This is a genomic window from Clostridium sp. Marseille-P3244, from assembly GCF_900120155.1.
GTDB lineage: Bacteria > Bacillota > Clostridia > Lachnospirales > Lachnospiraceae > Mediterraneibacter.
This window is the reverse complement of the sequence record NZ_LT635549.1, coordinates 1,501,753-1,527,649: the sequence shown is the minus strand read 5'-3', so window position 1 is coordinate 1,527,649 and position 25,897 is coordinate 1,501,753. Positions and strand designations below refer to the sequence as shown.

At 52.9% G+C, this 25,897-nt stretch carries 25 protein-coding genes; 6 read left to right on the top strand and 19 right to left on the bottom strand.

The window, feature by feature from the left end; all coding sequences use genetic code 11:
* Window positions 1–30: 30 nt before the first annotated feature.
* The 18 genes from BQ7367_RS09090 to BQ7367_RS09005 form a co-directional block, all read right to left on the bottom strand.
* Entirely contained in the window at window positions 31–2,331 is a 2,301-nt protein-coding gene (locus BQ7367_RS09090) for a ComEC/Rec2 family competence protein (RefSeq protein WP_072525154.1), read from the bottom strand.
* 5 nt (window positions 2,332–2,336) lie between these two features.
* Complete coding sequence (locus BQ7367_RS09085; protein WP_072525153.1) at window positions 2,337–3,257, bottom strand: GerMN domain-containing protein; 921 nt, start codon at window positions 3,255–3,257, stop codon at window positions 2,337–2,339.
* 13 nt (window positions 3,258–3,270) lie between these two features.
* Window positions 3,271–4,746: a sensor histidine kinase gene (locus BQ7367_RS09080; RefSeq protein ID WP_083588914.1), complete on the bottom strand. Its 1,476-nt coding sequence runs from the start codon at window positions 4,744–4,746 to the stop codon at window positions 3,271–3,273.
* Window positions 4,703–5,389 (bottom strand): response regulator transcription factor, encoded by a 687-nt coding sequence (locus BQ7367_RS09075; RefSeq protein WP_072525152.1) that lies wholly within the window; start codon window positions 5,387–5,389, stop codon window positions 4,703–4,705. Before BQ7367_RS09075 ends, BQ7367_RS09080 begins: the two co-directional genes overlap by 44 nt.
* A 24-nt stretch (window positions 5,390–5,413) precedes the next feature.
* Window positions 5,414–6,079, bottom strand: coding sequence for a helix-hairpin-helix domain-containing protein (locus BQ7367_RS09070; RefSeq protein WP_072525151.1), 666 nt, complete (start codon window positions 6,077–6,079; stop codon window positions 5,414–5,416).
* A 156-nt stretch (window positions 6,080–6,235) separates the two neighbouring features.
* The gene (locus BQ7367_RS09065) at window positions 6,236–6,667 is read right to left on the bottom strand and encodes a DMT family transporter (RefSeq protein ID WP_072525150.1); all 432 of its coding nucleotides are present in this window, start codon (window positions 6,665–6,667) and stop codon (window positions 6,236–6,238) included.
* A gap of 77 nt (window positions 6,668–6,744) precedes the next feature.
* Entirely contained in the window at window positions 6,745–7,926 is a 1,182-nt protein-coding gene (locus BQ7367_RS09060; RefSeq protein ID WP_072525149.1) for an aspartate aminotransferase family protein, read from the bottom strand.
* Complete coding sequence (argB, locus tag BQ7367_RS09055) at window positions 7,916–8,815, bottom strand: acetylglutamate kinase (RefSeq protein WP_072525148.1); 900 nt, start codon at window positions 8,813–8,815, stop codon at window positions 7,916–7,918. Before argB ends, BQ7367_RS09060 begins: the two co-directional genes overlap by 11 nt.
* Window positions 8,816–8,867: 52 nt before the next feature.
* A complete protein-coding gene (gene argJ, locus BQ7367_RS09050; protein ID WP_072526155.1) occupies window positions 8,868–10,091 on the bottom strand; it encodes a bifunctional glutamate N-acetyltransferase/amino-acid acetyltransferase ArgJ in 1,224 nt (407 codons plus the stop codon).
* Between the two features lie 72 nt (window positions 10,092–10,163).
* Window positions 10,164–10,610 carry a GNAT family N-acetyltransferase gene (locus BQ7367_RS09045; RefSeq protein ID WP_072525147.1) on the bottom strand — a complete coding sequence of 149 codons (447 nt, stop codon included), beginning with the start codon at window positions 10,608–10,610 and terminating at the stop codon, window positions 10,164–10,166.
* Window positions 10,611–10,628: 18 nt separating this feature from the next.
* Window positions 10,629–11,669 carry an N-acetyl-gamma-glutamyl-phosphate reductase gene (gene argC, locus BQ7367_RS09040; RefSeq protein ID WP_072525146.1) on the bottom strand — a complete coding sequence of 347 codons (1,041 nt, stop codon included), beginning with the start codon at window positions 11,667–11,669 and terminating at the stop codon, window positions 10,629–10,631.
* 301 nt (window positions 11,670–11,970) lie between these two features.
* Entirely contained in the window at window positions 11,971–12,894 is a 924-nt protein-coding gene (locus BQ7367_RS09035; protein ID WP_072525145.1) for a Fic family protein, read from the bottom strand.
* A gap of 198 nt (window positions 12,895–13,092) precedes the next feature.
* Window positions 13,093–13,671: a 4Fe-4S binding protein gene (locus BQ7367_RS09030; RefSeq protein WP_072525144.1), complete on the bottom strand. Its 579-nt coding sequence runs from the start codon at window positions 13,669–13,671 to the stop codon at window positions 13,093–13,095.
* Window positions 13,672–13,717: 46 nt separating this feature from the next.
* Window positions 13,718–14,797 (bottom strand): hydrogenase large subunit, encoded by a 1,080-nt coding sequence (locus BQ7367_RS09025; RefSeq protein ID WP_072525143.1) that lies wholly within the window; start codon window positions 14,795–14,797, stop codon window positions 13,718–13,720.
* Window positions 14,798–14,802: 5 nt separating this feature from the next.
* Entirely contained in the window at window positions 14,803–15,210 is a 408-nt protein-coding gene (locus BQ7367_RS09020) for an NADH-quinone oxidoreductase subunit C (protein WP_235837582.1), read from the bottom strand.
* A gap of 5 nt (window positions 15,211–15,215) precedes the next feature.
* Window positions 15,216–15,653, bottom strand: coding sequence for an NADH-quinone oxidoreductase subunit B family protein (locus tag BQ7367_RS09015; protein ID WP_072525142.1), 438 nt, complete (start codon window positions 15,651–15,653; stop codon window positions 15,216–15,218).
* Between the two features lie 16 nt (window positions 15,654–15,669).
* Window positions 15,670–16,533 carry a complex I subunit 1 family protein gene (locus tag BQ7367_RS09010; RefSeq protein WP_072525141.1) on the bottom strand — a complete coding sequence of 288 codons (864 nt, stop codon included), beginning with the start codon at window positions 16,531–16,533 and terminating at the stop codon, window positions 15,670–15,672.
* A complete protein-coding gene (locus tag BQ7367_RS09005; protein WP_072525140.1) occupies window positions 16,530–18,422 on the bottom strand; it encodes an NADH-quinone oxidoreductase subunit 5 family protein in 1,893 nt (630 codons plus the stop codon). The genes BQ7367_RS09010 and BQ7367_RS09005 overlap by 4 nt, the downstream gene beginning before the upstream one ends.
* A gap of 216 nt (window positions 18,423–18,638) precedes the next feature.
* On the opposite strand from BQ7367_RS09005, the gene hypA reads away from it, so the two are divergent.
* From hypA to hypE, 6 genes are read left to right on the top strand one after another with little or no spacing between them, the layout of a single operon-like run.
* Window positions 18,639–19,022 carry a hydrogenase maturation nickel metallochaperone HypA gene (hypA, locus tag BQ7367_RS09000; RefSeq protein WP_072525139.1) on the top strand — a complete coding sequence of 128 codons (384 nt, stop codon included), beginning with the start codon at window positions 18,639–18,641 and terminating at the stop codon, window positions 19,020–19,022.
* Complete coding sequence (gene hypB, locus BQ7367_RS08995) at window positions 18,982–19,638, top strand: hydrogenase nickel incorporation protein HypB (RefSeq protein WP_072525138.1); 657 nt, start codon at window positions 18,982–18,984, stop codon at window positions 19,636–19,638. The genes hypA and hypB overlap by 41 nt, the downstream gene beginning before the upstream one ends.
* Complete coding sequence (hypF, locus tag BQ7367_RS08990) at window positions 19,635–21,947, top strand: carbamoyltransferase HypF (RefSeq protein ID WP_072525137.1); 2,313 nt, start codon at window positions 19,635–19,637, stop codon at window positions 21,945–21,947. Before hypB ends, hypF begins: the two co-directional genes overlap by 4 nt.
* 5 nt (window positions 21,948–21,952) lie before the next feature.
* Complete coding sequence (locus BQ7367_RS08985) at window positions 21,953–22,171, top strand: HypC/HybG/HupF family hydrogenase formation chaperone (RefSeq protein ID WP_072525136.1); 219 nt, start codon at window positions 21,953–21,955, stop codon at window positions 22,169–22,171.
* The gene (gene hypD, locus BQ7367_RS08980) at window positions 22,161–23,288 is read left to right on the top strand and encodes a hydrogenase formation protein HypD (RefSeq protein ID WP_072525135.1); all 1,128 of its coding nucleotides are present in this window, start codon (window positions 22,161–22,163) and stop codon (window positions 23,286–23,288) included. The genes BQ7367_RS08985 and hypD overlap by 11 nt, the downstream gene beginning before the upstream one ends.
* Window positions 23,285–24,304 (top strand): hydrogenase expression/formation protein HypE, encoded by a 1,020-nt coding sequence (hypE, locus tag BQ7367_RS08975; RefSeq protein ID WP_072525134.1) that lies wholly within the window; start codon window positions 23,285–23,287, stop codon window positions 24,302–24,304. Before hypD ends, hypE begins: the two co-directional genes overlap by 4 nt.
* A 180-nt stretch (window positions 24,305–24,484) precedes the next feature.
* Here the strand turns inward: hypE and BQ7367_RS08970 are convergent, their stop codons facing one another.
* Window positions 24,485–25,735, bottom strand: coding sequence for a glutamate-5-semialdehyde dehydrogenase (locus BQ7367_RS08970; protein WP_072525133.1), 1,251 nt, complete (start codon window positions 25,733–25,735; stop codon window positions 24,485–24,487).
* Between the last annotated feature and the right edge of the window lie 162 nt (window positions 25,736–25,897).

Sequence of the window (25,897 nt, the reverse complement as noted above, 5' to 3'; positions counted from 1 at the left end):
CCCCGTCCCCGGGACAGACAGCCTGTCTTACTACAGATATCCCTCCAGCGTCATCGTCCTGCCGTCTGTCCGCACCGTAATCGCTCCGCTGTGCTGTGTGGAATAGACTCTGCTTCCTGCTTCTTTCAGCCGGACCAGGGTCTCTTCATGGGGATGTCCGTACCGGTTGTCCACTCCGGCTGAGATCAATGTAGCCCTGGGACAGATTTCTTTCAGGAATTCCTCTGAGCAGGAAGTTTCTGAGCCGTGATGAGCCGCCTTAAGTACATCATATTCTTTCAGGCTGTTGCTCTTGATCAGTGCTTCTTCACCCCTGCCTTCCACATCTCCTGTAAAAAGCATCCCAAACTTCCCGTACTCCAGCCCCAGAACCAGGGAAGCAGAATTTCCCGGCTCCACTGCCAGATCCTCCACAGGCCCCAGGCAGGTAAGCTCAAAATCCGGATCTCCGGTGATCCTCTCTCCGGGATTTATGACCACCACTCTTGTATCGTTTTTCGCTGCTGTACCGGCCAGAGCGGTCAGTTGCTCATCCTGATACTGCTCCGGAGGAAGCACCAGATTCCGGATGCGGATCCCCAGCTTTTGCCCTTCCAGAAGCTCTGTCAGCCCATTGATATGGTCTTCGTCGCCGTGCGTGGCAAAGACATAATCCAGGCTGTCCACTCCGTTTGCAAGCAGGCATGGTTCGATACGGTAGGCTCCCGGCAGATCCTCACTGCTGCTTCCACCGTCGATCAGATAATTCCCGGGTGTTCCCCGGATAAAGATACAGTCTCCCTGTCCCACATCAAGCATCGTGATCTCTATGCTGTCCCGGCTCTCATATCCCATCCTGCATAAAACCGCCATGACTGCGGCAAACACTGCCATGGCCGCGCCAGGAACTCTAAGTGCCGCCCCGTGCCGGACTTTCCCGCCCTTCTTGCCGGTCCTGTATTGCGTTTTCTCCTCTCTTCTGTTCCTCAGACGGAAGAACAGGCAGCCGAGGAACGCGATTCCCATATAATAGAGAATCAGCCACAGGAGATCCGGCCGGCCTGTCACAAAACGGTTCCCCGGCAGAGTCCCCGCTCCCGCGCATACCGTATCATACAGCCAGAGTACATGTCCACAGATGCCCAGCACCGCTCCCCCTGCCCTTTCTGACAGAAGCGTCAGCGCCGAACCCGCCAGTCCCGCTCCCATCACCACCGACATCAGAGGGATCACTGCCAGATTCAGGAAAACGGAATAGAGAGGCACTTCAAAATAGAAGTACAGCATCGGACCCAGCAAAAGTATATTGACGGACAGGCTTGTCCCCAGCCCCTTTCCCAGCCAGCCAAGGATCCGGACATGTTTTGGGGGCTTATTCTCCGCTGTTCCCGGCAAGGCTTGGAACACCGGGCTTAAAATGGCAATACCCAGGATCGAGCCAAAAGAGAGAAGAAACCCGGCATCCATAAGATACAGCGGCTGGATGCCGCACACAATGGCAGCCGCAAGGGCAAGACTTGTCAACAGATCATAGTCCCTGCCCGTCATATCAGCGCCCACTCTTACAAGGAACATGATCAGGGCCCTCATGCTGGACACACCTGCGCCCACCATCAGAGTATATAAGATCAGAAGACTTCCGCCGGCAGCGCCGGCGGGGACAAATCCCAGTCCCGCTCTCCGGAAAAGACGATATATCCCGGTCCCGATAAATGACATATGAAGCCCGGATATGGCCAGAATATGTCCGATACCGCTCTTCTGATAAAGTTTTTTCATCTCCTGGTCCAGACCGTCCTTCTCTCCCAGCAGGATGGCGCTCATCGTACCTCCATGATAGCTGCCCAGCTGTTCTGTAAGAAGAGCCGTCCACCGGGTCCTGAAATCTGCCAGAAACTGCGCCACTCTGTCGGTCTTCGCGGAGAGGATATCCACACGGTCTGCCCACACAAGGACTTGGATCCCCTGTTTCCGGTAATAAGATCTCTGGTCAAAATTCCCCGGATTGCGCGCCCGGTCAAAAACCTGCGCCTCTCCGGATATCTCTGCCCTGTTCCCGATCCCAAGCGGTTTCGCCTGATCTGGCTCCACATAGGTCAGAAGCCGCGGCTCCATAAACGTTCGGCCCGCGGCCGACACAGCATTGCCTTTCAGGAAAAGTGCTGTTATATTCTCTTTTTCATCTATCCGGTAAATGGTCCCTGATAATGTGACCTTAGAACTGAGATTTTCTTCTTCTATCATCTGTTCCAGCGCGGAAGGATGAATTCCCTCCGCGCCGGCCAGACCGATTCTTGCCGCCTGAACAGCGAGAAACACCAGACATATTAAGCAAAGCGGCCGCTTTTTCATCTACTTTATTCTTCGGCTGCGACCAGTTCCATATTCTCCTCCAGAGGCTGTGAAAGGTCCACGGCCTCCATATATTTTGCGTTTGATTCCCCATTGATCGTGATCTGCACTTTCTGTGCCTCTGTTCCCTCCACCAGAGAATTCACGATAGAATATATGGTCACTTCCGGGAGTACATCATATGCTCCCGTCAGAAATGTACTGTCAAAATTGACATAGCAGATCCCGTCCTTGATGGTCACGCTCAGCAGATTCGCGGAAGGATTAATCACGGGGAAGCCGCTGTCTTTCGGCCCCTGCATCAGTCTTTCAACAATGAGCTTTTCCCGGGATACATTGGTGCTGTGCCTGACTTCTGTCTCTTCAGCCACCAGCTTTTCTCCGCTTTCATCCGCAAAATAAAGCGTCAGGGTATCTGTCTGATACGCCCCGAGGGAGGAACCTGTGTTTTCCACAAAGTCATCTTCGTTCAAAAGTCCTGCCGGAGCGCCGCTGCTGTCTTTGAGTTCTTCCCCTTCCACCGTAAACAAAACCGCGTTGATCCCGTCGATCTTCACCAGGGACTGGACCACGGCCGCCCGGATCAGCTTTTCCTCCAGCACGTCTGTCTCCAGATACTCACCGCTGAAATCCACATCCAGTATGCTTCCTCTAAGCTTGCAGCTGTTGATCTCCACCTCTTCCGGAAGCGGGGCGGTATATTCAATATCTTCGGCCGGCTTTTTCAGCTCACTGAGCATATCTTCCGCTGCCTTTTCCGCTTCCTCCCCGGAAATGTCATACCTGACCTTGACCAGTCCGGTACGGTCGGCGTTGAGTCCGTAGATAAACGATTCACCCTCTCCCACATCTGTCCTTCCTCCGCATCCGGCCACCAGAATCGCCGTCAGTAGACAGACGGCAGAAACAATATATTTTCTTCCCATCTTTTACTGCCTCCTATGCCGCTACGTAGTTCAGAGGAATCCGTACTGTGAACGTAGTTCCTTCTCCCTCGTTACTGTATACCCGGATAGACCCGCGGTGAACGATCACTGCGCTGCGGGCAATGGCAAGCCCCAGTCCCGTTCCGCCCATCTCCCGGGAATGGGACTTGTCCACCCGGTAAAACCTTTCGAAAATATGCGCCTGATCCTCCTCGGGTATGCCGATGCCGGAGTCTTCCACTTTGATATAAAAATATTTGTGGTCCGCGTTAAGAGATACATGGACCCATCCGTTCTCATGGTTATATTTGACCGCGTTCTCTACCAGATTGGATATGGCAAGGGTCAGTTTTGTCTCATCCACCTCGGCAGTTACCGGCCGGAAGCTCTCCATGATGATCTCCACTTTTTTCTTCTCCGCGATGGGTTTTAAAAGCCTTAAGATCTTCTCCAGCAGCTCATTGATATTGACAGACTGGATATTGATATTCTGTCCGGTACGGTCCATTTTTACAAGAGAGAGCAGATCCGTAATGATCTGGTTCTCCCGGTCGATTTCTTTCGCAATGTCCTCCATAAATTCCTGATACATCTCAGCCGGGACATTCTCCTGCTCCAGCAGAGAATCTGCCAGCACCTTCATGGAAGTCATGGGGGTCTTCAGCTCATGTGAGACGTTGGAGACAAACTCCTCTCTCGACTCATCCAGAAGCCTCAGTCTGCCCAGCATCTTATTGAACGCCTCGCTGAGCTGTCTCGTCTCTGTAAATGTATCTACATGAAGCACGTCATCGCTGTATCCTTCTGTGACATTTTCGATCGCTCCCGTGATCTTATGAATGGGCCGGACCATCCGGTCTGCCAGGAACACGCTGAATACTGCCAGAAGAATCATTACGATTCCCACTGCCACCCCGCCATGGGTATACAGCACCTGTCTGGTAGCCTCGATATTGTCCGTGGACACGCTGATCAGCATAACTCCCACAACTTTATCGCCGCCTGTGTCCATAATCGGTGAAGTCACCTCGATATAATGATTTTTCCTGTCATAATCACTTGCCGTCTCGCCCTTCATACACCGGACTACATTTTCGGACACATCCGTCTTTCCTTCATCCAGTCCATATGTATCCTTTATTACTTTAAGTTCGTTGTCAATGATCATGACACGCCCGTTATAAATATTGGTAAGCTGGGTGAGATTCGCGTTGATCACCTCGGAGGAGGTGTCCGTAAGATAACCGTAATTGTTGAGCTGATTGCCCAGAATTGTACACTGATTCTGTATCTCCGCGGTCCGAAGCTCTACTGCCCGCGACTCATAGAATTTTACAATCCCGAATAGAGCTGTCAGGCAGGGCAGAAGCCCTGCCAGCATCATAAACAGGATAAAACGGACCCGCATATTCCTGAAGATATTCTCTCTGAATTTAAACTGACGCTTAGCCCTGGAAATAATAACCAACTCCCCACTTTGTATGTACATATTTGGGTTCGCTCGGATTCATCTCGATCTTTTCTCTGAGTCTGCGTATATGCACATCCACTGTTCTTGCGTCTCCCGGATAATCGTATCCCCATACGAGATTCAGCAGATTCTCTCTGCTGTATACCTTGTTTGGATTCATGGCAAGGAGTTCCAGGACATCGTACTCCTTTGCCGTAAGATTGATCTCTCTCTCTCCGATGAACACCCGTCTGCTCTCACAGTCGATCTTCATATTTCCCTTGATGAGGACCGGGCTGCCCGCGGGTTCCTTTTTCTTCGAAGTACGGCGCATGATCGCCTTGATCCGGGCCTTTACTTCAAGGATATTGAACGGCTTTGTAATATAATCGTCTGCCCCGTATTCCAGGCCCAGTATCTTGTCCATATCCTCACTCTTTGCCGTCAGCATCACGATGGGCATATCCGAGAACTCACGGATCTGCTGACATACCTCAAACCCGTCCAGCTTCGGAAGCATAACATCCAAAAGCACCAGATCATATTCGCAGTTTTTCGCGTATTCCAGTGCCTCCTCGCCGTCATAGGCACAGTCCACTTCCATGCCTTCCTGCTCCAGACTGAAACGGATTCCTTTCACGATCAGCTTTTCGTCATCTACAACCAATATCTTCTTACTCATACTCCTCTTTCCTGCTTCCCTGTCTTAAATCGTTATATCTTCCTTGATCTTATTGAATACTCCCTCTTTAATTCCCTCGATCTCCATCAGCTCTTCAATGCTTCCGAACGCCCCGTGTTCTTCCCGGTACGTCAGGATGCTCAGGGCCTTGGCCTCACCGATCCCGGTGAGTGTCATGAGTTCCTCTTTTCCGGCCGTATTAATATTTATTTTTTTGTTTCCGTCCGCACCTGTAATCGATGTACCTTCACCAACCCCTGTGCCCTGCGCTTCGGCCTCGGCAATTGTAGGAACATAGATCTGCTCGCCGTCGGTCACTGTCCTGGCCTGATTGACCGCATCCAAAGCCGCTTCCTCAGTCATGCCGCCGGCCAGCTGTATGGCCTGAAACACACGCGCGTCACTTTTCAGTTCATATACTCCCGGAGACTTCACCTCTCCACATACATATACATAGACCGACTCTGTCTGCCCGGCCTCCCCGGCGGATCCTCCTTCGTCACCGCTGCCGGTGCTCCCGTCCGATATACCGCCTTCCGACTCTTCTCTTAGCTCTTCCGAAAGGCCAATCTCTTCTAATCCGTCTTTTTCTGTCTGCTTTCCGCAGCCCCAAACCAGAAAAAATACAGCCATCAGCAGTGCTGTGGCAATTACAGATTCTGGCCTGATCTTGTTTTTATCTCCACACATAATCCTTCTCCCTGGTCTGCAGACCGGAAGAAATGCCCCTTTTATGCCGAACAATAATATTGTAACGAATTTTTATCAGAATTACAATAGACAATTAATCTTATGTTACGTGATTGACATTTTAGTTACAAGATTGTTACAGAGCAGATTTTTCTCTCACTCCCACTGAAAGATCGCGATCCCTATGATCGCCAGCGCCAGGCCTCCCACCTTTCTCCAGTCCAAGGGTTCCCTGTCCATACCGAACAGTCCCAGAAGCTGGATGATATAAGCCACCGCGAGCTGCGCGATCACAATGAGAAGAGCTGATTTTGCAGGCCCCAGTGCCGCGATGCTCTTGATCACGGTCCAGGTGATCCCCGCTCCGATCACGCCTCCCAGAAGCATGTATTTTGGTTCTACTTTTGCCAGGGCCATGACACTGTCCCTCCCGGTAAAAAGCCATGCCGCCACGCAGACTGCGAATGCCGTCAGCTGCACCCATCCGTTGCTGACCCATACACCGGTGGTCTTTGTCACCTGTGTGTTGAATACTCCCTGTATGCTCATCAGTGCCCCGGATAAAAGGGCGATCAAAAAACCAGTCATTTCCATACCTCCATGCAGTTTATGCCCGCTTTTCTCTTAGTATGTCCCATGACTGGTTTTCTATACGGCCGCGGCGTCTATGCCAGAGCCCGTTTCATTTTTTCGATCATCTCGTCGATATGCTCCTCTTCCACGATCAGAGGCGGCACAAAGCGGAGTACATTTCCCTGGGCCTGGATCACCAGAAGTCCCTCCTCGATGGCCTTCTGATTCACTTCTGCCACCGGTTTCGTGATCACGATGCCCTGCATCAGTCCCTTTCCCTTGCGCTCCGTGACGCAGTCCAGCTCATCCACCAGCTCATCCAGCCGTCTGGTCAGATATGGCGCGACCTGGTTTACATGACCTACGATGTCCTCCCGTTCAAAAATCTCAATCACCTTCTTCACTGCGGTGCAGGCCAGTGGATTCCCGCCGTAAGTGGCTCCGTGATCACCGGGTTTCAGAGAAGATTGCGCCACCCTTTCCGTCATGGCGAAAGCTCCCACCGGGATTCCGTTGCCTATGGCCTTTGCCATTGTCAGGATATCCGGCTTCACTCCAAATCCCTGCCATGCGAACATGTTTCCTGTCCGTCCCATCCCGCACTGCACCTCATCACAGATCATCAGGATATCATTCTCGTCGCAGATCTGACGGATGCCTTCCATGAACTCCTGAGTTGCCAGATTGATCCCGCCCTCTCCCTGAAGAGGCTCCAGTATAATGGCGCATGTCCTGTCGCTGACAAGTTCCTTCACACTGTCCAGATCATTAAATATGGCAAACTTCACACCCGGCACAAGAGGCTCAAACGGCTCCCGGTAGGCATCATGGCCGGTGACGGAAACTGCCCCGAAACTCCTGCCGTGGAAGGAATTTTCCATAGCAATGAACTCAGACCGCCCGGTCCTTTTTGTGTAAGCATATCTTCTCGCCGCCTTCAGAGCCCCCTCAATAGCCTCGCCGCCACTGTTTGTGAAGAAGACCCGGTCCATGCCGGATATCCGGTTCAGGGCCGCCGCGGCCTCCCCGCAGCTCTCGTGATAGTAAAGATTGGAGATATGACACAGCCTGTCGATCTGTTCCTTCAGGGCTTCATTCAGTTCCCGGCAGCCGTACCCCAGTCCGGTCACCGCGAACCCTGCCGCGAAATCCAGATATTTTCTTCCTTCTGTGTCATACACATACATTCCCTCGCCGTGATCCAGGGCGATGGGGAAACGGTTGTACACGTGGATCAGGTTTTCTTCCGTCGACTGTATTTTTTCATTCACCATGATAATACCTGCTTTCTTTCTGATGTAGGATGGCTGTGCCGATCCCCTTGTTTGTAAAGATCTCAAGGAGCAGACAGTGAGGGATCCTTCCGTCCAGGATATGGACTCTGGACACACCGTGCTCGATGGCATCGATGCAGTTCTGCAGTTTGGGCAGCATGCCTCCTCCGATATATCCCTTCTCGATCAGCTCTCTGGCCTGCTCCACCCACAGCTCCGAGATAAGCGTGGACGGGTCATCCGGATCCTTGTATACCCCTTCGATGTCTGTCAGGAACGCCAGCTTCTCCGCCTTCATCGCCCGGGCAATAGCGCACGCCGCGTCGTCCGCGTTGATATTATATGTATTGTAGTCATCATCCAGTCCCACCGGACAGACAATGGGGAGGAAGTCTTTCTCCAGAAGGTCATAGAGCACCTGAGCGTTCACTTCTCTGATCTCTCCCACATATCCGATATCCTGACCTTCGGAATACTTCTTTTCCACTTTCAGCAGCGCGCCGTCCTTTCCGCTGACACCGATGGCCCTGACTCCCAGGCTTTCCACCAGCTGGACCAGACTCTTGTTGACACGGCCCAGGACCATCTCCGCGATCTCCATGGTATCCTCGTCCGTCACCCGCAGACCGTTGATGAACTTCGGCTCCATTCCGGCCTTGCCTACCCACCTGCTGATCTCCTTGCCGCCGCCGTGGACGATGATGGGTTTGAACCCGCACAGCTTTAAGAGGGTCACGTCCTCGATGACCCGGCGTTTGAGCTCTTCATCCACCATGGCGCTGCCGCCGTATTTAACTACGATGATCTTCCGGTTAAACCGCTGGATATAGGGCAGCGCCTCGATCAGCACCTGCGCCTTGTCCAGATATTTCTGCATATTCTCGTTCATGATGTCCTCCCTGTGTCACGATCTTTCTTCACTGAAAACAACTTCTTTCGCGTCAGCTCCTGTAGTCCGCGTTAATGTCGATATATCCGTGGGTCAGGTCACAGCCCCATGCCGTGGCCTCCCGGTCCCCTTCTTTGATATCCGCAATGGCGGTCACCTCCGGCCGGGACAGGATCTCCGTGGCTTTCTCCTCACTGTAATCCAATGCGATTCCGTTCTCGATGATCTTCAGCTTGCCTGCCGCACTTTCAAAGTACAGATCCACCTTCTCCGGATCAAACTGTGCCCCGGAATAGCCCATGGCGCAGAGGATCCGTCCCCAGTTGGCGTCATGTCCCGCGATGGCGGCCTTGGTCAGATTGGAGCAGACGATGGATTTTGCCAGAAGCCTGGCCTGTTCCTTTGTCCCGGCGCCGATGACCTTTGCCTCAAAAAGAGCCGTGGCCCCCTCGCCGTCCCCGGCCATCATCTTTGCCAGCGTCTCGTTCACGGCATGGAGCGCCCTGCAGAAAATGTCAAACTCCGGGGTCCCAAACCGGATCTTCTCATTCTCCGCCATACCGTTGGCCAGAAGGAGCGCCGTGTCATTGGTGGAAGTGTCCCCGTCCACAGAGATCATGTTGTAGGTCTCTTCCACAACCCGGCTCATGGCCTCCCGGAGGGCTTTCCCGGAGATCTTCGCGTCCGTGGTGATAAATGCCAGCATGGTGCACATATTGGGATGGATCATGCCGGAACCCTTGGCCATCCCGCCGATGGTCACGGTCTTTCCCCCGATCTCAAATACCGCGGCGGCTTCTTTTTTTCTCGTATCTGTCGTCATGATCGCTTTCGCCGCTTCCGTTCCGCTTGGCAGATCTCCCTGCTTCGCCTGGGCCAGCTGCGCGATCCCCGCTTTCAGTCTGTCCATGGGCAGCTGCATCCCAATGACCCCTGTGGATCCCACCAGCACGCTGTCCGGATCCACGCCCAGTGTCCTGGCCGCCTCTTCTGCCGTCTCCCTGCAGTACTGCATTCCTTCTTCACCGGTACACGCATTGGCGATACCGGAATTTACCACTACTGCCCGGACTTTCTTCTGACTTTCCACAATGGCTCTGTCCCATTTGACCGGAGCCGCTTTTACTACATTGGTCGTAAAAGTCCCGGCTGTTTTGCAGGGCTTCTCGCTCCAGATCAGCGCCATATCCGTCCTGTCCTGATATTTAATACCCGCGGCGGCCGCGGCCGCCTGAAATCCTTTTGCGGCAGTGACGCCGCCATCGATCATCCTGATCTCCATCTGTCTTTTCTCCTTGTTCTTAAGTGTTCCTCTTTTTAAGTTATTCCCGGGGCAGTTATACAATGGTCACTGCTCATTAAAGGCAGTGATGTTTGCCTCATTTAATGTAAAATCATAATAATTCAGATCCAGGCGTTCCGTCCATCCGATGGTGTTCCAGAACGCGTTCCCGATGTCGTTCTTCGTAAAGGCAATGAGCGATACTTTGTTGATCTTCTCCTCTTTCAGAGCTTTCATCGCAAAGACCACCATATCTCTCCCGATTCCCTGCCGCCGGTACTTCTCGTCCACACAGACATGGTAAAGACATCCTCTCCTGCCGTCGTGGCCGCACAGGATACTCCCGACGATCCTGCCATCCCTGACCGCCACCACGCTGGTCGTCGGATTCCGCTTCAGGAACCGCTCCACTCCCTCCCGGGAATCATCGATGCTGCGGATCCCGAAGCCTTTGATCTTCTTCCACAGAGCATAGACCCCGTCATAATCTTCTATGGTCATCACACGTATCATGAATAAAAACACCTCTCCCTATGGGAACATGGGCACCAGTTCCAGCCCTTCGCTCTCCTTAAGGCCGAACATCAGGTTCATATTCTGGACCGCCTGTCCCGCAGCGCCTTTCACCAGATTATCGATAGCCCCCATCATGATGATCCGACGGGTCCTGGGATCGATCTTAAATCCGATGTCCACATAATTGCTTCCTTCCACCCACTTTGTCTCCGGACAAATATCTTTGTCCAGAACACGGATGAATTTTTCTTCTCCATAATATCTGTCATAAACTGCCTTTACATCCTCCCAGCTCACATCCTTTTTCAGGCTCGCGTACTCTGTCGCCAGGATGCCCCGGTTCATGGGAACAAGATGGGGCGTAAAGCTTAAGACCACCGGTTCCCCGGCCGCGTATCCAAGCTGCTCCTCGATCTCCGGGGTGTGGCGGTGGCCGGCCACTCCGTAGGCTTTGATATTCTCGTTGACCTCGCAGAACAGGTTGGGCAGCTTCGCCCCGCGGCCTGCTCCGGATGTTCCCGACTTGGCGTCTATGATCAGGGTGCTCATGTCGATCAGTCCTTCCTTCGCCAGAGGCCATGCTGTCAGGATGGAGCAGGTGGTATAGCAGCCCGGATTTGCCACCAGCCTGGCTTTCCGGATGTCTTCCCGGTTAATCTCGCACAGGCCGTAGACTGCCTCCCCGATAAACTGAGGCGCCTTATGTTCTATCCGGTACCACTCCTCATAGACTTTAACATCCTTCAGGCGGAAATCCGCACTCAGATCGATCACCTTTGTCCTGGACAGGATCTCTTCATTTATAAGGGACGCGCACAGTCCCTGAGGCGTGGCCGTGAAGATCACGTCCACCTGGTCCGCCAGCGCTTCCATATTGTCATCCATACAGACCGCGTCCACGATCCGGAACATATTCCGGTATACATCCGCATATTTCTGGTCAATATAGCTTCTGGATCCATACCACTTGATCTCTGCATCTTTATGCCCTGTCAGGATGCGCACCAGCTCGCCGCCTGCATATCCGGTGGCCCCGATGATTCCGACTTTTATCATTTCCCAAACTCCTCTTTTCCGTATTTACAGCCATATACATACTGTCTGTCCTGCATTACATTTTTTAATCATATACCACATGGGGCAACAAGTAAAGTATTTCATGCATTACAGGAACCGTTGCATAATTATACATCTTTTGAGAATATTATGCAACCCCTTAAATACAACAAGCTCGTTGACAAAAAACGGCCTGACAGCAAAGCGGCGGCACAGCCTTTTGGCCGCACCGCCACCTTACATATTTACTTCGTTATCGCACCTCAGCTAAATGCATGCCTTGTTGTTTTCCCTAAAATTTTTACTCTTTTACAATCTCCAAATATTTACCGAGTCTTTCATCTACATACTCGGCGACAAGTAATATCATATCATCGGCTTTCCCGTCACGATAAAACGCGTCAAAAGCGTCATAGTAGCGTTTACGGTCAGCAAACTTAACATTGATCGCAGGATAACCACTTCGAATAAGCTCAAGATTTAGAATTAAACGGCCTGTTCTGCCATTACCGTCGATAAACGGGTGTATTCCCTCAAATTCAAGATGAAAACGGGCAATACGTTCAATCGGATGCATTGTCTTTTTTCGCTCTTCATTTTCGGCAAGCAGCGCCGTCAATTTCGACTCAATAAGATATGGTTGCACCGGTGCGGTATATGCGCCTGCAATCGTAACGGGAATGCGGCGGTAAACTCCTTTATCTTCCGGTCTGTTCATTAGTACCAGTGAATGAACTGCCTTAATTTCCGTGTCTCTCAACCTTGTTTTATTTTGTGCAATATCTTGGATATAAAGAAATGCGTCACGATGGCCGACTGCTTCAAGATGGTCTTTCAAAGGCTTGCGGTCTATGGTCATTCCCTGGAGCACCATAGCGGTTTCTTTAAGTGTCAGCGTATTGCCTTCAATAGCATTTGAATTATAAGTAAAATCGACCATAAATTCGTCACGTAAGCGTTGTGCTTCGCCTGCAGTAAGCGGCCGCATGCCATCAAGTTTAATTTTTTTGATATCTATTTCAGTTAGTATATCTGCAAATCTGCCGCGTTTTCTTTTGTTCGGCAGCTTTCGTTTATCCAAGGGTTTTTCTGTTTCCGCGGGTATCATATATAATTTGCCTTTGCGGATAACTCCGTCAATTTCGCCGTTGGCACAAAGCATACGAACACGGCGGGTAGAGAGACCCCATTTTTCCGCTGTCTGTGTCACAGTTAAATAGTCCATCTTTTTCATTCCTCCTGCTTTGAGGGCTGTTAGCGTAAATTTAGTATATTACACAATCGGAATAATTACAATGTATTTATGAAATATTTCAATATTATTTTTCCGATGATAGCAGAAAAAATCCCCGCGGCGTCTGTCCACTGCATTCAGTCTCAGGGCCGCCCCGGGGATAAATCTTCTCTGCTATTATTCCATCTGCTATTTCATTGTAATCGCTTTCTTCGGGCATGAGGAGACACAGAGTCCACACTCCACACATTTCTCAGCATCCAGCTTCCATATCTTTTCTTTCCGGTCCACCTGGATGGCCTCCTGAGGACACTTCTTCGCACACAAAGTACAGTATACACATTTTTCCAGATCTGCCTCGGGCTTTCCTCCCGCAGCGGCATCCGTGCCGCCGTCCGGAGCTTCCTTGGGTCTCTCTTCCTGCGGCTTTGTATATGTCTCGCTCTTTTTTGCCACATCCGGAGCCGTGTACCCCATCTCCATGGTCAGACATTTCTTCGGGCAGACATTGACGCAGCTGCCGCACTGAACACAGTCAAAGCGGTCGATCGTCCATGTTCCCGCCTTTCGGTCCACCTGGATCGCCTGAGACGGACAGGAACGCATGCACAGGCCGCAGGTAATACATTCTTCAATCCGGATGCCTACATGCCCGCGCATCCTTTCCGGGTACTCTACAGGCTGATCCGGATACTTTACCGTAGCCGGTTTCCGGAAGAGATTCTTCAGTACCCTTCCAGTCAATGTAAATAATCTTGTCTTTTCCATACTACTGCTCCAATCTTCCGCTTTCACAGCAGGATATCGTCATAATCTATCGCTCTGTACAGCTCACACACGGGTCTATTGTCAGGATCAGCAGCGGCACATCCGCCAGCTGACAGCCCTTGAGCATCTCCACCATGGGAGGGATATTGCTTGTCGTAGGTGTGCGTAGCCGGAACCGGTCAAGAAATTTTGTCCCGTTTCCCTTCACATAATAGATCCCCTCTCCTCTGGGCTGCTCGATCCGCACGAAAAATTCCCCGGACGGATTCCCCTTAACCGGCACGCTGATCTCTCCTGCCGGGATTTTCCCGATGGCCTCCCGGATCAGATCGAAGGACTGAAACAGTTCCTTCAGACGCACTTCGCATCTTGCGTAGGAATCACACTCTGTAGAGATCATGGGCTCCACACTCAGATCCCCGTACGCCGCATACCCCAGCAGGCGGGCGTCATAGGGCTCGCCGCTGGCACGGAGCATAGGACCTACGGCGCCCATTCCGACCGCGTCTTCCCGGCTCAGGATCCCGGTCCCCTTCAGTCGGCTCTGAACGGTATAATCCTGGAGAAATGTATCAACAACAGGCTTTAACTCCTTCTGCAGATCGCTGACCATACTGAGAATATGGTTTAACATGTCGCTGTCCATATCTTTCTGTACGCCGCCCACCTGATTGACAGAATGGATGATCCTTCCACCTGTCGTCTCATCAAACATATCCAGCACTTTTTCACGCATCCGCCAGCTCTCCATGAACAGGCTTTCAAATCCCATGGCATCCGCCAGCAGTCCCATCCACAGCAGATGGCTGTGGAGACGGCTCATTTCCAGCCAGATCGTCCTTAAGTATTTTGCGCGGTCAGGTACCTGGATCCCCATAATTTCCTCCACTGCCTGACAGTATCCCAATCCGTGTCCGCAGCTGCATATCCCGCAGATACGCTCCGCCACATATACATATTGTTTAAAATCTCGTTTTTCGACCAGTTTTTCCAGCCCTCTGTGAATAAATCCGATGCTCGGCACCACATCCACTACGGTCTCGTCCTCCAGCACAAGATCCAGATGGACCGGCTCCGGCAGCACCGGGTGCTGGGGGCCAAACGGTACTATACTTCTCTTTGCCATTTTTCCTACTCCTTTTTCTTAAACGGTGCAGCCTCATCGATCCGATACAGCGTATTATGATAATCCGGCTCAATGTGCTTGATCTTCACCCCGAAAAGTTCCGCCGCTTCATTTTCCTGGATAAACGCACACGGGTAGATATGCGTGATACTGGCGATTTCCTGATCTTCTTTTACATCCAGCCGGAGCGTCAGCATCCAGTAATTTTTATCGTTGCAGAAGGAGTAGCTCATCTCATATCCGCCTTCCACGCAAACGGCACAGATCTGGGCCAGACGCCAGCCCTGCGCCCTCATTGCCAGCACAGCCTGGAAGAAATTTTCCAGAGATATTTCCCGGATCTCGCTTTTATAGCCGATCTCTCTCCTGTGTTCGGCTTCGCTTTTTCCCTCAGGCATCTTCTTATCATCCATCCCTGTCACCTCCTGCCCTTTCTGTGTGCAGCCTGCTTCTCATCCAGTATCTCCAGCGCTCTGACAACACCGTCGATAATGGACTCCGGACGCGCCGCGCATCCCGGCACATATACGTCTACGGGAATGACAGTGTCTATCCCGCCTTTGATATTATAGCATTCCTTAAAAACACCGCCTGTACAGGCACAGATCCCTACTGCCACCACAACTTTAGGTTCCGGCATCTGGCTGTACAGTTGCTTTACCACACTCTCTGTCTGGCTGTTGACGCCTCCTGTGATCAGAAGGATATCTGCCTGGAACGGGTCTCCTGTATTTATGATCCCGAACCGTTCGATATCATACTTCGGTGTCAGACAGTCCAGCACTTCTATGTCACATCCGTTGCAGCTGCTCGCGTCATAGTGGAGCAGCCATGGTGATTTTGATACCTTGCTCATAATTGAAACCCTCCACTTATTTTACCAGCATCAGGATCAGGATATTAATTCCTCCTGCTACCAGCGTCACTGTCCAGCATCCATAGAAGAGCACCTTCCACTTCACCCGGGCAGCCACATTGTCCCACAGCGTCTCAAGGAAAAAGATGCCCGAACAGATGATCAGAGCCGCGATCCAGCTCCACCAGGTACTGTTTATAAAAAAGAGGAAGAAAATCCCAAACAGAAGGACTCTCTCGTAATATTCCGCGATCTCCATGATCGCCAGCGTCATCCCGGACATTTCCGTGGTAAGTCCCTTCACCATCTCCTGATGGGCATGATGGCTGGTGGACAGATCGAACGGAGATTTCCTGAATTTTATTGCCGCGGTAAACATAAATCCAACCAGCAGTCCCGGCATCCACGCTACTGCGCTGTAATCCATTGTCACAATATCAGATACATGAAAGGATCCTGTCGTCAGATAAAAACCTACCGCCACAAGGAGGGTCAGAGGCTCGTAAGCCATCATCTGAAGCATCTCCCTGCTGGCTCCCATGTTGGCGTAAGGTGAAGAATCGCTGGATGCCGCCATGATCAGGAACATATCTGCCGTACTCAGGATAAAAAGTACCATCAGGAGATCCGCTCCCGCAAACAGCATAGACCCTGCGATCATCAGGATCACAAGATAACTTAAGTTCAGCAGAAGCTGGACATTATTTACCGCGATCAGTTCTTTTGAAAATAATTTCCCCAGATCATAAAATGGCTGTAGCAGTTTCGGTCCTCTTCTGCGCTGCATGCGGGCGCTGATGATCCGGTCCGCGCCGTCCAGCAGTCCGCCCACCAAAGGTCCCAGGATCAAAAATGCAAGTACCATAACTACCCGAATCATATCGCACCTCCGATCACAATACAAAAGCCGATCACAAGCAATGCCGTCGCCAGAATAATGGAAGGAATCCTCAGATGCCTTCTGCCGAATTCAAACCGCAGATACCAGTTGCTCAGATACAGATGCTCCTTCTTTCCATAACTGTTCGTAAAATAACGGTTGTCTCCCTCATTGACGCCGTTCATATAAATGGGTACCAGCTCCCTGTGTGACATCCTGCTGATAAAGAACATCACTACCGGAACGATAAAAATGGAGACGAGCATGACCGCCATCGTCGTCAGCACGCTCATGGACAGCACATCCGTCGAGTTCCCGAACAGCTCACGGACAATGGGATTGACGACTCCCACCGCTACAAATGGCAGGAACAGACAGAGCAGGAGCATGGACGCGGCGTGGAAAAACATGGAGACATATTCATCCCTGCAGGTCACATCCTTTACCGTCTCTCTGGGTATATGATAGCACAGCAGCTTCGCCAGCCATTTCGTCCAGTAGAACATCGTGGTGGCGCTGCCGTAAGCGATAAACAGCACCAGGATAAAGTTTCCGGAATCTACAAAGGCTTTCAGAGCCACCCACTTGGAGATCAGCATCCCGAAGGGCGCCAGGTACATCCCGGCGATCCCGATCCCCATGATATATGCCAGCTTCGGCACACGGACGATCAATCCGTGCATATCTTCGATGTCCCGTGATCCCAGCGTATTCTCCGTTGCCCCGACAGACTGGAACAGCATGGATTTGCTGACCGAATGAAAGATCATCAGGAAGATCGCCGCCCAGACCGTCTCTTCCACGCCAATGCCCGCGCACCCCACGATCAGTCCCAGATTGGAGATGGTGGAGAAGGCAAGCACCTTCTTCCCGTCATTCTGGGCGATCGCCATCATACTGGCCGCAATAAAAGTAAACCCTCCGATGCTGGAGACGATGACCCCTGTTGTGGTGCCCGCAAACGCCGGTGAAATCCGCAGCAGCAGATATACTCCTGCCTTGACCATCGTGGCACTGTGCAGCAGCGCGCTGGAAGGAGTGGGCGCCACCATCGCTCCCACCAGCCAGGTAGAAAACGGCAGCTGAGCCGATTTAGTCAAACCGGCCAGAGCCAGGCAGATCAACGGAAGCTCTCCTCCCACACTGCACACATCCAAAAGCTGAACCGTACCTTCCACCGCGGCCATCCACGCGATAGCCATGGCAAAGCCCAGTCCGCCCAGCAGATTCATCCAGAGGGCACAGAAACTGTTATTGACCGCCTCTTCCGTCCTTGTATATCCGATCATCAGGAACGAGATCACACTGGTGACCTCCCAGAAGAAATACATCCAGATCAGATTCTGCGACAGGACAAGGCCAAACATGGCTCCAAGGAACAGAAACAGCATAGAAAAGAAGAAGGGCTGCCTGTCCTTCACCTCTTTGTGATGGTTATGGTAGCCTTTCATATATCCTACTGTATAGATACAGATAAAACCGCCGATGACCGCGATGATAATGCACATCAGCACTGTCATCCAGTCCACCCCCATATGCGGTCCTTCCGTCACTTCCGTTGTGGCCTCTATGTACAGCATCAGCACTGTCTGGACAACCGAAAGCAGGATGGGCAGAACCCTCCTGTATTTTATGCCCATATACACGATCAGACACATCAGGAAAATGTCGCCGGCCGCTATCAGGTGATCCGCCCATTCCGTTGACGGATACAGCGCCCATGTCTGCGCACCGTCTGTCAGCCACACCACGATGAATACAATCGTCGCAAACATAATGATACCGGCGCCTGCGTACACTACATATCCCCTTATCTTCTCCTGCCTGATAAAGGGAAACAGTACCGCCAGCAGCACCGGTATTCCGATCAGAAATGGTATCATTATCATGATCCGACCTTCCTCTCTCTCATTTTTGTCAATCCTTGCATGTTTATATACAAAATTGCCTATAACAGTTATAATCCTGTTTTTTAAAATTTACAATACTTGACTTGAATTTTTTTCTCTTCTCTTTTTCTCCGGATGTGCTACAATGTACATTGTCAGAAACAGAGGATTCCTTTTTCTGACAGCAAATACCAGAAAATCAAAAGGAGGTTCCGCATGCACGAGCTGAGCATCACCGAACACATCCTGGAAAACTGCCTGAAGGAAGCGGAACGGCTGAAAGCCTCAAAAATACGCGTAATCCGGCTCTGCATCGGGCAGCTTAAGGGCATTGTCCCGGACTGCATCCAGATCTATCTGGATATGCTCTCCGAAGGGACCCCCGCCGAAGGCGCCAGGATCGAAGCGGAATTTCTTCCGGTTAAAGTACGCTGCCGGGAATGCCGGCGGGAGGGACAGATCTCTCCCCATCACCTGGAATGTCCCCACTGCGGGAGCCTGGCCCTGGAACTGCTGTCCGGCAGGGAATTCTATATTAAAAATATGGAGGTAGATTTCAATGGAGATAAAAGTACTGCATCAGATCATGGACTGGAATGAGGATGTAAGTGAGGAAGTGAAAAAGACACTGGCCGAACACCGCGTCTGCCTGATCAATATAATGGGCAGCCCGGGCGCCGGAAAGACCAGTCTCATCACCGCTCTCATCGAACGGCTCAAAGCTTCCTTCCGGATCGGCGTCATCGAAGGGGACATCGCCGGTAAAGTGGATGCGGAGCGCATCGCTGCCCTGGGGATCCCGACCGTCCAGCTGAACACGGACGGAGCCTGCCATATCGAGGCAATGAGTATTCAGCATATCCTGCCGGAACTGCCTCTCAACGACCTGGATGTCATTTTTGTGGAAAATATCGGAAATCTTGTCTGCCCGGCGGAATTCCGGATCGGGGAAAGTCTGCGCATAACTCTTCTCAGCATCCCGGAGGGAGATGACAAAGTAGAAAAATATCCCCTTATGTTCACGGATACAGACTGCCTGGTCCTGAACAAATACGACATGCTTCCTTATTTCGATTTTGATGAACAGAGAGTCTGCGCCAACTATGAGAGTGTGAATCCCGGGGCTCCCCTTTTCCGGGTCAGCAGCCGCAGCGGCGAGGGCCTGGATTCACTGGAAGAATTTATTGCCGGACAGATCCGGAAGGCTGTATTATGAGACATCACGAAACCATAGATGCAGATGTGTCCAGAGAATGTATCCATATTTCTGTACAGGGGATCGTGCAGGGAGTCGGCTTCCGACCGTTCCTCCACCGTCTGGCTGAGCAGTTTCACATACAGGGGTGGGTGCGCAATACTTCTTCCGGACTGGAAGGCGAGCTGGAGGGCAGGCCCGGTGAACTGCGGGAATTTCTCTCGGCGCTGAGATCATCCCCGCCGCCCATGGCGGCAGTTGACCATATAGAGGCCACGCCTCTCAATAGCCGAAGGGGTTTCCGGGATTTCTCCATCCGGGAAAGTCATACGGATCCCGGATCGACCCTGGTCTCTCCGGATATCTCCATCTGCCCGGAGTGTGCGAAAGAGCTGTACACCCCCTCTGACCGCAGATACCGGTATCCCTTTATCAACTGTACCAACTGCGGGCCCAGGTACACGATCATCCATTCCCTGCCCTATGACCGGGAACGGACCGCAATGAAATCCTTTCCCATGTGTCCGGACTGTGAGAGAGAGTATCACGATATCAGTGACCGGAGATACCACGCGCAGCCGGACTGCTGCCCGGACTGCGGACCAGGGGCATATTTTGTCGGCGCCGAAAAAGGCGATCCTTTTGAGGTTTCCCAGAAGCTGCTGTCTGAAGGCCGCATCCTTGCCGTAAAAGGCACCGGAGGCATCCATCTCGCCTGCGATGCCCGGAATCCGGATGCGGTAAACCGGCTCCGCCAAAGGAAGCGCCGGATGGAACGGCCCCTTGCGGTCATGTGCCGTTCCGTTGAGACTGCAAGGGAGATCTGCCACATCTCCCCGGAGGAAGAACGGATCCTGGCCAGTCCCGCCCGTCCCATCGTCCTGCTTTCCAAAAAAGACCGGGAAAGTTTTAAAGAACTGAGCTTCAGCGCCCGGATCGGGATCCTGCTGCCCTACACTCCCCTGCACATGCTCCTCCTGGACGGAACATACGGAGGGCCTGACATGGTCGTCATGACCAGCGGGAATGTTTCGGGCTGCCCGGTCATCACGGACAATGACGAAGCCCTGCATTTACTGGGCACTGTGGCAGACGGTTTTCTCCTGCATAACCGTGACATCGTAAACCGGTGTGATGATTCTCTTGTCACAGAATGGAAGGGACGGGAATATTTTCTGCGGAAAAGCCGCGGATACGTGCCCCGCCCTCTTGATCTGGGGAAAAATGCAGACGGGATCTTTGCCATGGGCGCGGAACAAAAAGCCTCCTTCGCCCTGGGACAGGGTTCCCGGGTTTTTTTCAGCCCCCATATCGGAGACCTGAAAAATGCAGAGACACTCTCTCATTATAAAAATGCGCTTGAGACCTACTGCCGGCTGTTCCGGCTCCATCCTTCTGTATATGTATGTGACCTCCACCCGGATTATCTTTCTACAGTGGAGGCCGAGGATTCCGCAAAAGCGGCAGGCGTCCCGCTTCTGCGGGTTCAGCACCACTGGGCGCATATGGCGTCCTGCATGGCGGACAACGGACTGGACAGCCGGTGCTTCGGGATCATCTGGGACGGCACCGGACTGGGCACAGACGGCTCCATCTGGGGCGGCGAGTTCCTGACCGGAGACTTCAGCGGATTTTCCAGAGACGGCAGCATCCGCCCGATCCCGCTTCCGGGAGGAGACCAGGCGGTCCGGGAGATCGGCCGGATTGCCCTGGCGCTTGTAAACGACGCGGAAAAACCGGGGTATCCCCATGTTCCTCTCACGGAAGACAAATGCCGGGCCGCAGAGACAATGATCACCGGCGGGCTGTCTCCTTCCGCCAGCAGCATCGGCCGTCTGTTCGACGGCGTGTGCGCACTGGTGCTTAGCCGTTCCAGCGTGGATTTTGAGGGAGAAGGCGCCATGCTGCTGGAGTCTCTTTCTCCGGTGGAGACGCCCAAGGAACAGGAACGGTCTCTGAAGGAATTGTCCTATCCCCTCCGTTTTTACAAGGAGGGTCATCTCCGGTATTTCGATACCCGCCCGCTTATATCCGGGATCCTGGAGGACCTGGACCGGGGAGTCTTTTCCGGAGACATCGCTCTGCGCTTTATGGCCTCTCTGTGCTGCATGGCGCTGGAGCAGTCCTTGTCCCTGAATCCGGAGAAACATCCGGTCGTATTGTCCGGCGGTGTATTTCAGAACCGTTTTCTCCTGTCCGGCGTCACCCGGCTCCTGGAGGAAAACGGATTCTCCGTATACACCCACAGACAGGCTGCGGCCAACGACGAAGGCCTGAGCCTGGGACAGCTGGCCATCGCGCAGAAAAAGTCAGAAACCAAAGGAGCCTGATCATTATGTGTTTAGCTATGCCAATGAAGATCCAGACTATTGACGGAACATCCGCCGCCTGTGAATCAGGAGGCCTTATCCAGGATATCCGGATCGACTTTGTCCCGGATGCAAAGCCGGGGGACTATGTCATGGTCCACGCCGGATTTGCCATACAGAAAATGACAGAAAAAGAAGCACAGGAAAATCTGGAACTGCTGGAGGAAATGAAAGATGCTCTTTGACCGTAAATTCAGACAGCCGGAAAATGCTCCTGAACTTCTGGAAAAGATCCGCTCGCTTTCTGTCCTAACGGGGCCGGTGCGCCTGATGGAGATCTGCGGAACCCATACCATGGCCATCGCCCGCAGTGGGATCAAGAGCGTTCTCCCGGATTCTGTCCGTCTCCTCTCAGGGCCCGGATGCCCGGTCTGCGTCACACCTGCCAATGTGATCGATATGATCCTGGAGCTTTCCCGGCAGCCCGGGATCATGATCACCAGCTACGGGGACCTTCTGCGGGTTCCCGGCTCCCGGCAGGGCGACAGTCTTCTGGCCCGCAGGGCACAGGGAGGAAAGGTGGAATCTGTCTATTCCCCCATGGATGCCATCCGGATCGCCCGGGAACATCCGGAGCTGGAGGTGGTATTCCTGGGCGTGGGATTTGAGACCACAGCTCCGGGCACTGCCGCCTGCGTGCAGGAAGCAGCCAGGCTGGAGCTGAAAAATTTCTCTGTCCTCTGCCTGCTCAAAAAGACTGAGCCTGCCCTGCGCGCTCTCATTGAGGCGCCGGATTTCCGGGTAAACGGTTTCCTCTGTCCGGGACATGTGGCCGCCGTCATCGGATCAGACGCTTTTTCCTTCCTGACAGATGACTACCATCTTCCCGGTGTGGTGAGCGGATTTGAGCCGGCGGACCTTCTGTACTCCATTCTGGAGCTGATGCAGATGCTGGCGCAGGACCGGCCTGCCGTAAAAAATGAATATACCCGGATCGTACGCCCCCGGGGAAATCCCGCTGCCATTGCTCTTATGGATCAGATATTCCGCCCGGTTTCCTCGGACTGGAGAGGCCTGGGCCGCATAGATGCCAGCGGTTATGCCCTGAAGGATCCATACGCTCCCTGGGATGCCGCGTTAAAATTCGCCCTTCATCCGGGACCGGACAAAGAGAGCCCCGGATGCCGCTGCGCCCAGGTCATCCGCGGGACTGCTTCCCCTGCAGAATGTCCTCTTTTCCGGAAAACCTGTTCCCCGGAAAACCCGGTAGGACCCTGCATGGTATCCGGTGAAGGAGCATGCGCCGCCGCATGGCAGTTCGGAGCGTATATCCTAAAAGAGACAGGAGGAAATAAGAAATGAATGAAAGGATCACGCTGGATTACGGGAGCGGCGGGAGAAAGACCGCTGAACTGATCGAGTCCATCCTGCTTCCCGCCTTTGACAATCCCGCCCTTTCCCTGCTGGGCGACGGGGCGGTCCTGGAAGGCAGCAACAGACTGGTATTCTCCACGGACAGCTTCGTCGTGTCTCCCTGGAAATTCCCCGGCGGAGATATCGGAAAGCTTTCGGTATGCGGAACTGTGAACGACCTGTGCATGGCAGGCGGAACGCCCAGATATTTAAGCCTGTCCTTCATCCTGGAGGAAGGATTTCTCTTTTCTGATCTCCGGCAGATCGTATCTTCCATAGCAGAGGAAGCCGGGGAAGCCGGCGTGACCATCGTCACCGGCGATACCAAAGTGGTAGACTCAGGCAAAGGAGACGGAATCTATATCAATACGGCGGGGATCGGCTTTCAGAAGGCCGGGCTGCCCGGGAGGGATGCCATCCGGCCCGGTGATGCCGTTCTGATCAGCGGGACGGTGGGCTGCCACGGGGCCGCTGTCATGATGGCCCGCGCAGGCCTGCTCCGGGAGGACAGCCCGCTTCTCTCCGACTGCCGTCCGCTCCACCGCATTTCCGCCGCGACGCTGGATGCGGCAGACAGCAGGTATCCCGGAGCCATCCGTATCCTCCGTGACCCTACAAGAGGCGGCGTCGCTACCACACTCAACGAATTCACCGACGGCATGCCCTTCTCCATCGAACTGACAGAGACAGACATCCCGACAGATCCTTCCGTCACTGCGGCCTGCGATATGCTGGGACTGGATCCCCTGTACTGTGCCTGTGAAGGCCGGATGCTGGCGGTCTGCGCACCCGAAGCCGCTCCGGCAGTACTGGACGCCATCCGCTCCGTTCCCGGAGGGGAAGCCGCTGCCCGGATCGGCACCGTCACAGAAGAAATGCCCGGAAAAGTCCTTCTGAAAACCCCCATCGGCGGCAGACGCATCCTCTCCCGGCTGACCGGCGCCCAACTCCCGAGGATATGTTAACCAAACCCGCTATGCAGTAAAACAGAGCCATAAGCCTATGTGTGAGCAAGCTCACACAGGCTCATGGCTCTGTTTTGATATATGGCGCATGCCATACAGCGAAGATCCGGAGCTTTGCGACGGATCTGAGCTGCTGCATAGCGCCCTCTCCGGTGAGCTTGCTGCGGTTCCCGCCGCAGCCTACTTCCTCACCTGTCCATTCCCGAAAATAATATACTTTGTGGTAGTCAGCGCTTCCAGTCCCATCGGCCCTCTGGCGTGAAGCTTCTGGGTGCTGATGCCGATCTCCGCTCCGAATCCGAACTCAAAACCATCCGTAAACCGGGTAGACGCATTCACATAAACAGCCGCCGCGTCGATCTCATCCTGGAACTTCAGAGCGTTCGCATAATCTCTTGTGACAATAGATTCTGAGTGTCCTGTATTGTACTTATTGATATGGGCGATCGCCTCATCAATGGTATCCACGATCTTCACGGAAATAATGGCGTCCAGATATTCCGTACCCCAGTCCTCTTCCGACGCAGGAATAATATCCTCACTGATCGCCCGCGCTCTCTCATCTCCCCGGATCTCAACGTCATGGGCTTTCAGTTTCTCTACAATGGGTGGCAGCGCCTCCGGCGCGATGTCCCCGTGTATTACCAGAGATTCACAGGCGTTACATACTCCCAGTCTCTGAGTCTTGGCATTTTCTATAATGTCTGCCGCCATCCGGATATCTGCAGACGCATCCACATAGACATGACAGTTGCCGGTCCCGGTCTCGATCACAGGCACGGTACTGTTCTCCACCACATTGGCGATCAGTCCTGCTCCGCCTCTGGGGATAAGGACATCAATGCCGCCATGCATCTTCATCATCTCGCCGACCACTTCGCGGCTCGTATCTTCCACCAGAACGATCAGATCCTGGCAGAGTTTCTCTTTCCGGAGTCCGGACTTGATGGCGCGCACAATGGCCTGATTAGAATGGATCGCGTCACTTCCTCCGCGGAGGATCACCGCGTTCCCCGTTTTGAAACAGAGACCGAAAGCATCTGCCGTCACATTGGGACGGGACTCATAAATAATGCCTACGACCCCGAGAGGAACCCGTTTCTGCCCTATCCGAAGTCCGTTCGGTCTTGTCTTCATATACAGCACCTCACCCACCGGATCGTCCAGTCCGGCGATCTGCCTTAACCCTTCCGCCATATCGTCGATACGCTTCTCAGAAAGTGCCAGCCGGTCGATCAAGGACTGTTTGATCCCCTTTTCTCTGGCCGCTTCCAGATCTTTTTCATTCTCTGCAAGGATCATATCCTGCTGGGCGGTCAGCTCTTCCGCCACTGCCAGCAGCCCTCTGTTTTTATCCGCAGTACCAAGCTTCGCAGCCTCGGTCGCGGCATTATTTGCACGTTTTGTAAGCATTTCCATGTAGGTTTCCATCTGAGCTCTCCTTTCTGTCTGAATCCTTTTCCGTACATTCGTTTTGCCTGTATTGTTCTTATTGTATCATTGGCACAGATTTTCTGCCAGTATTTTCGTGAAATGACCGGCCATTGTGTCACTCATATTTTTATGCGAACTGGCTGTTATAAAGTTCCGCGT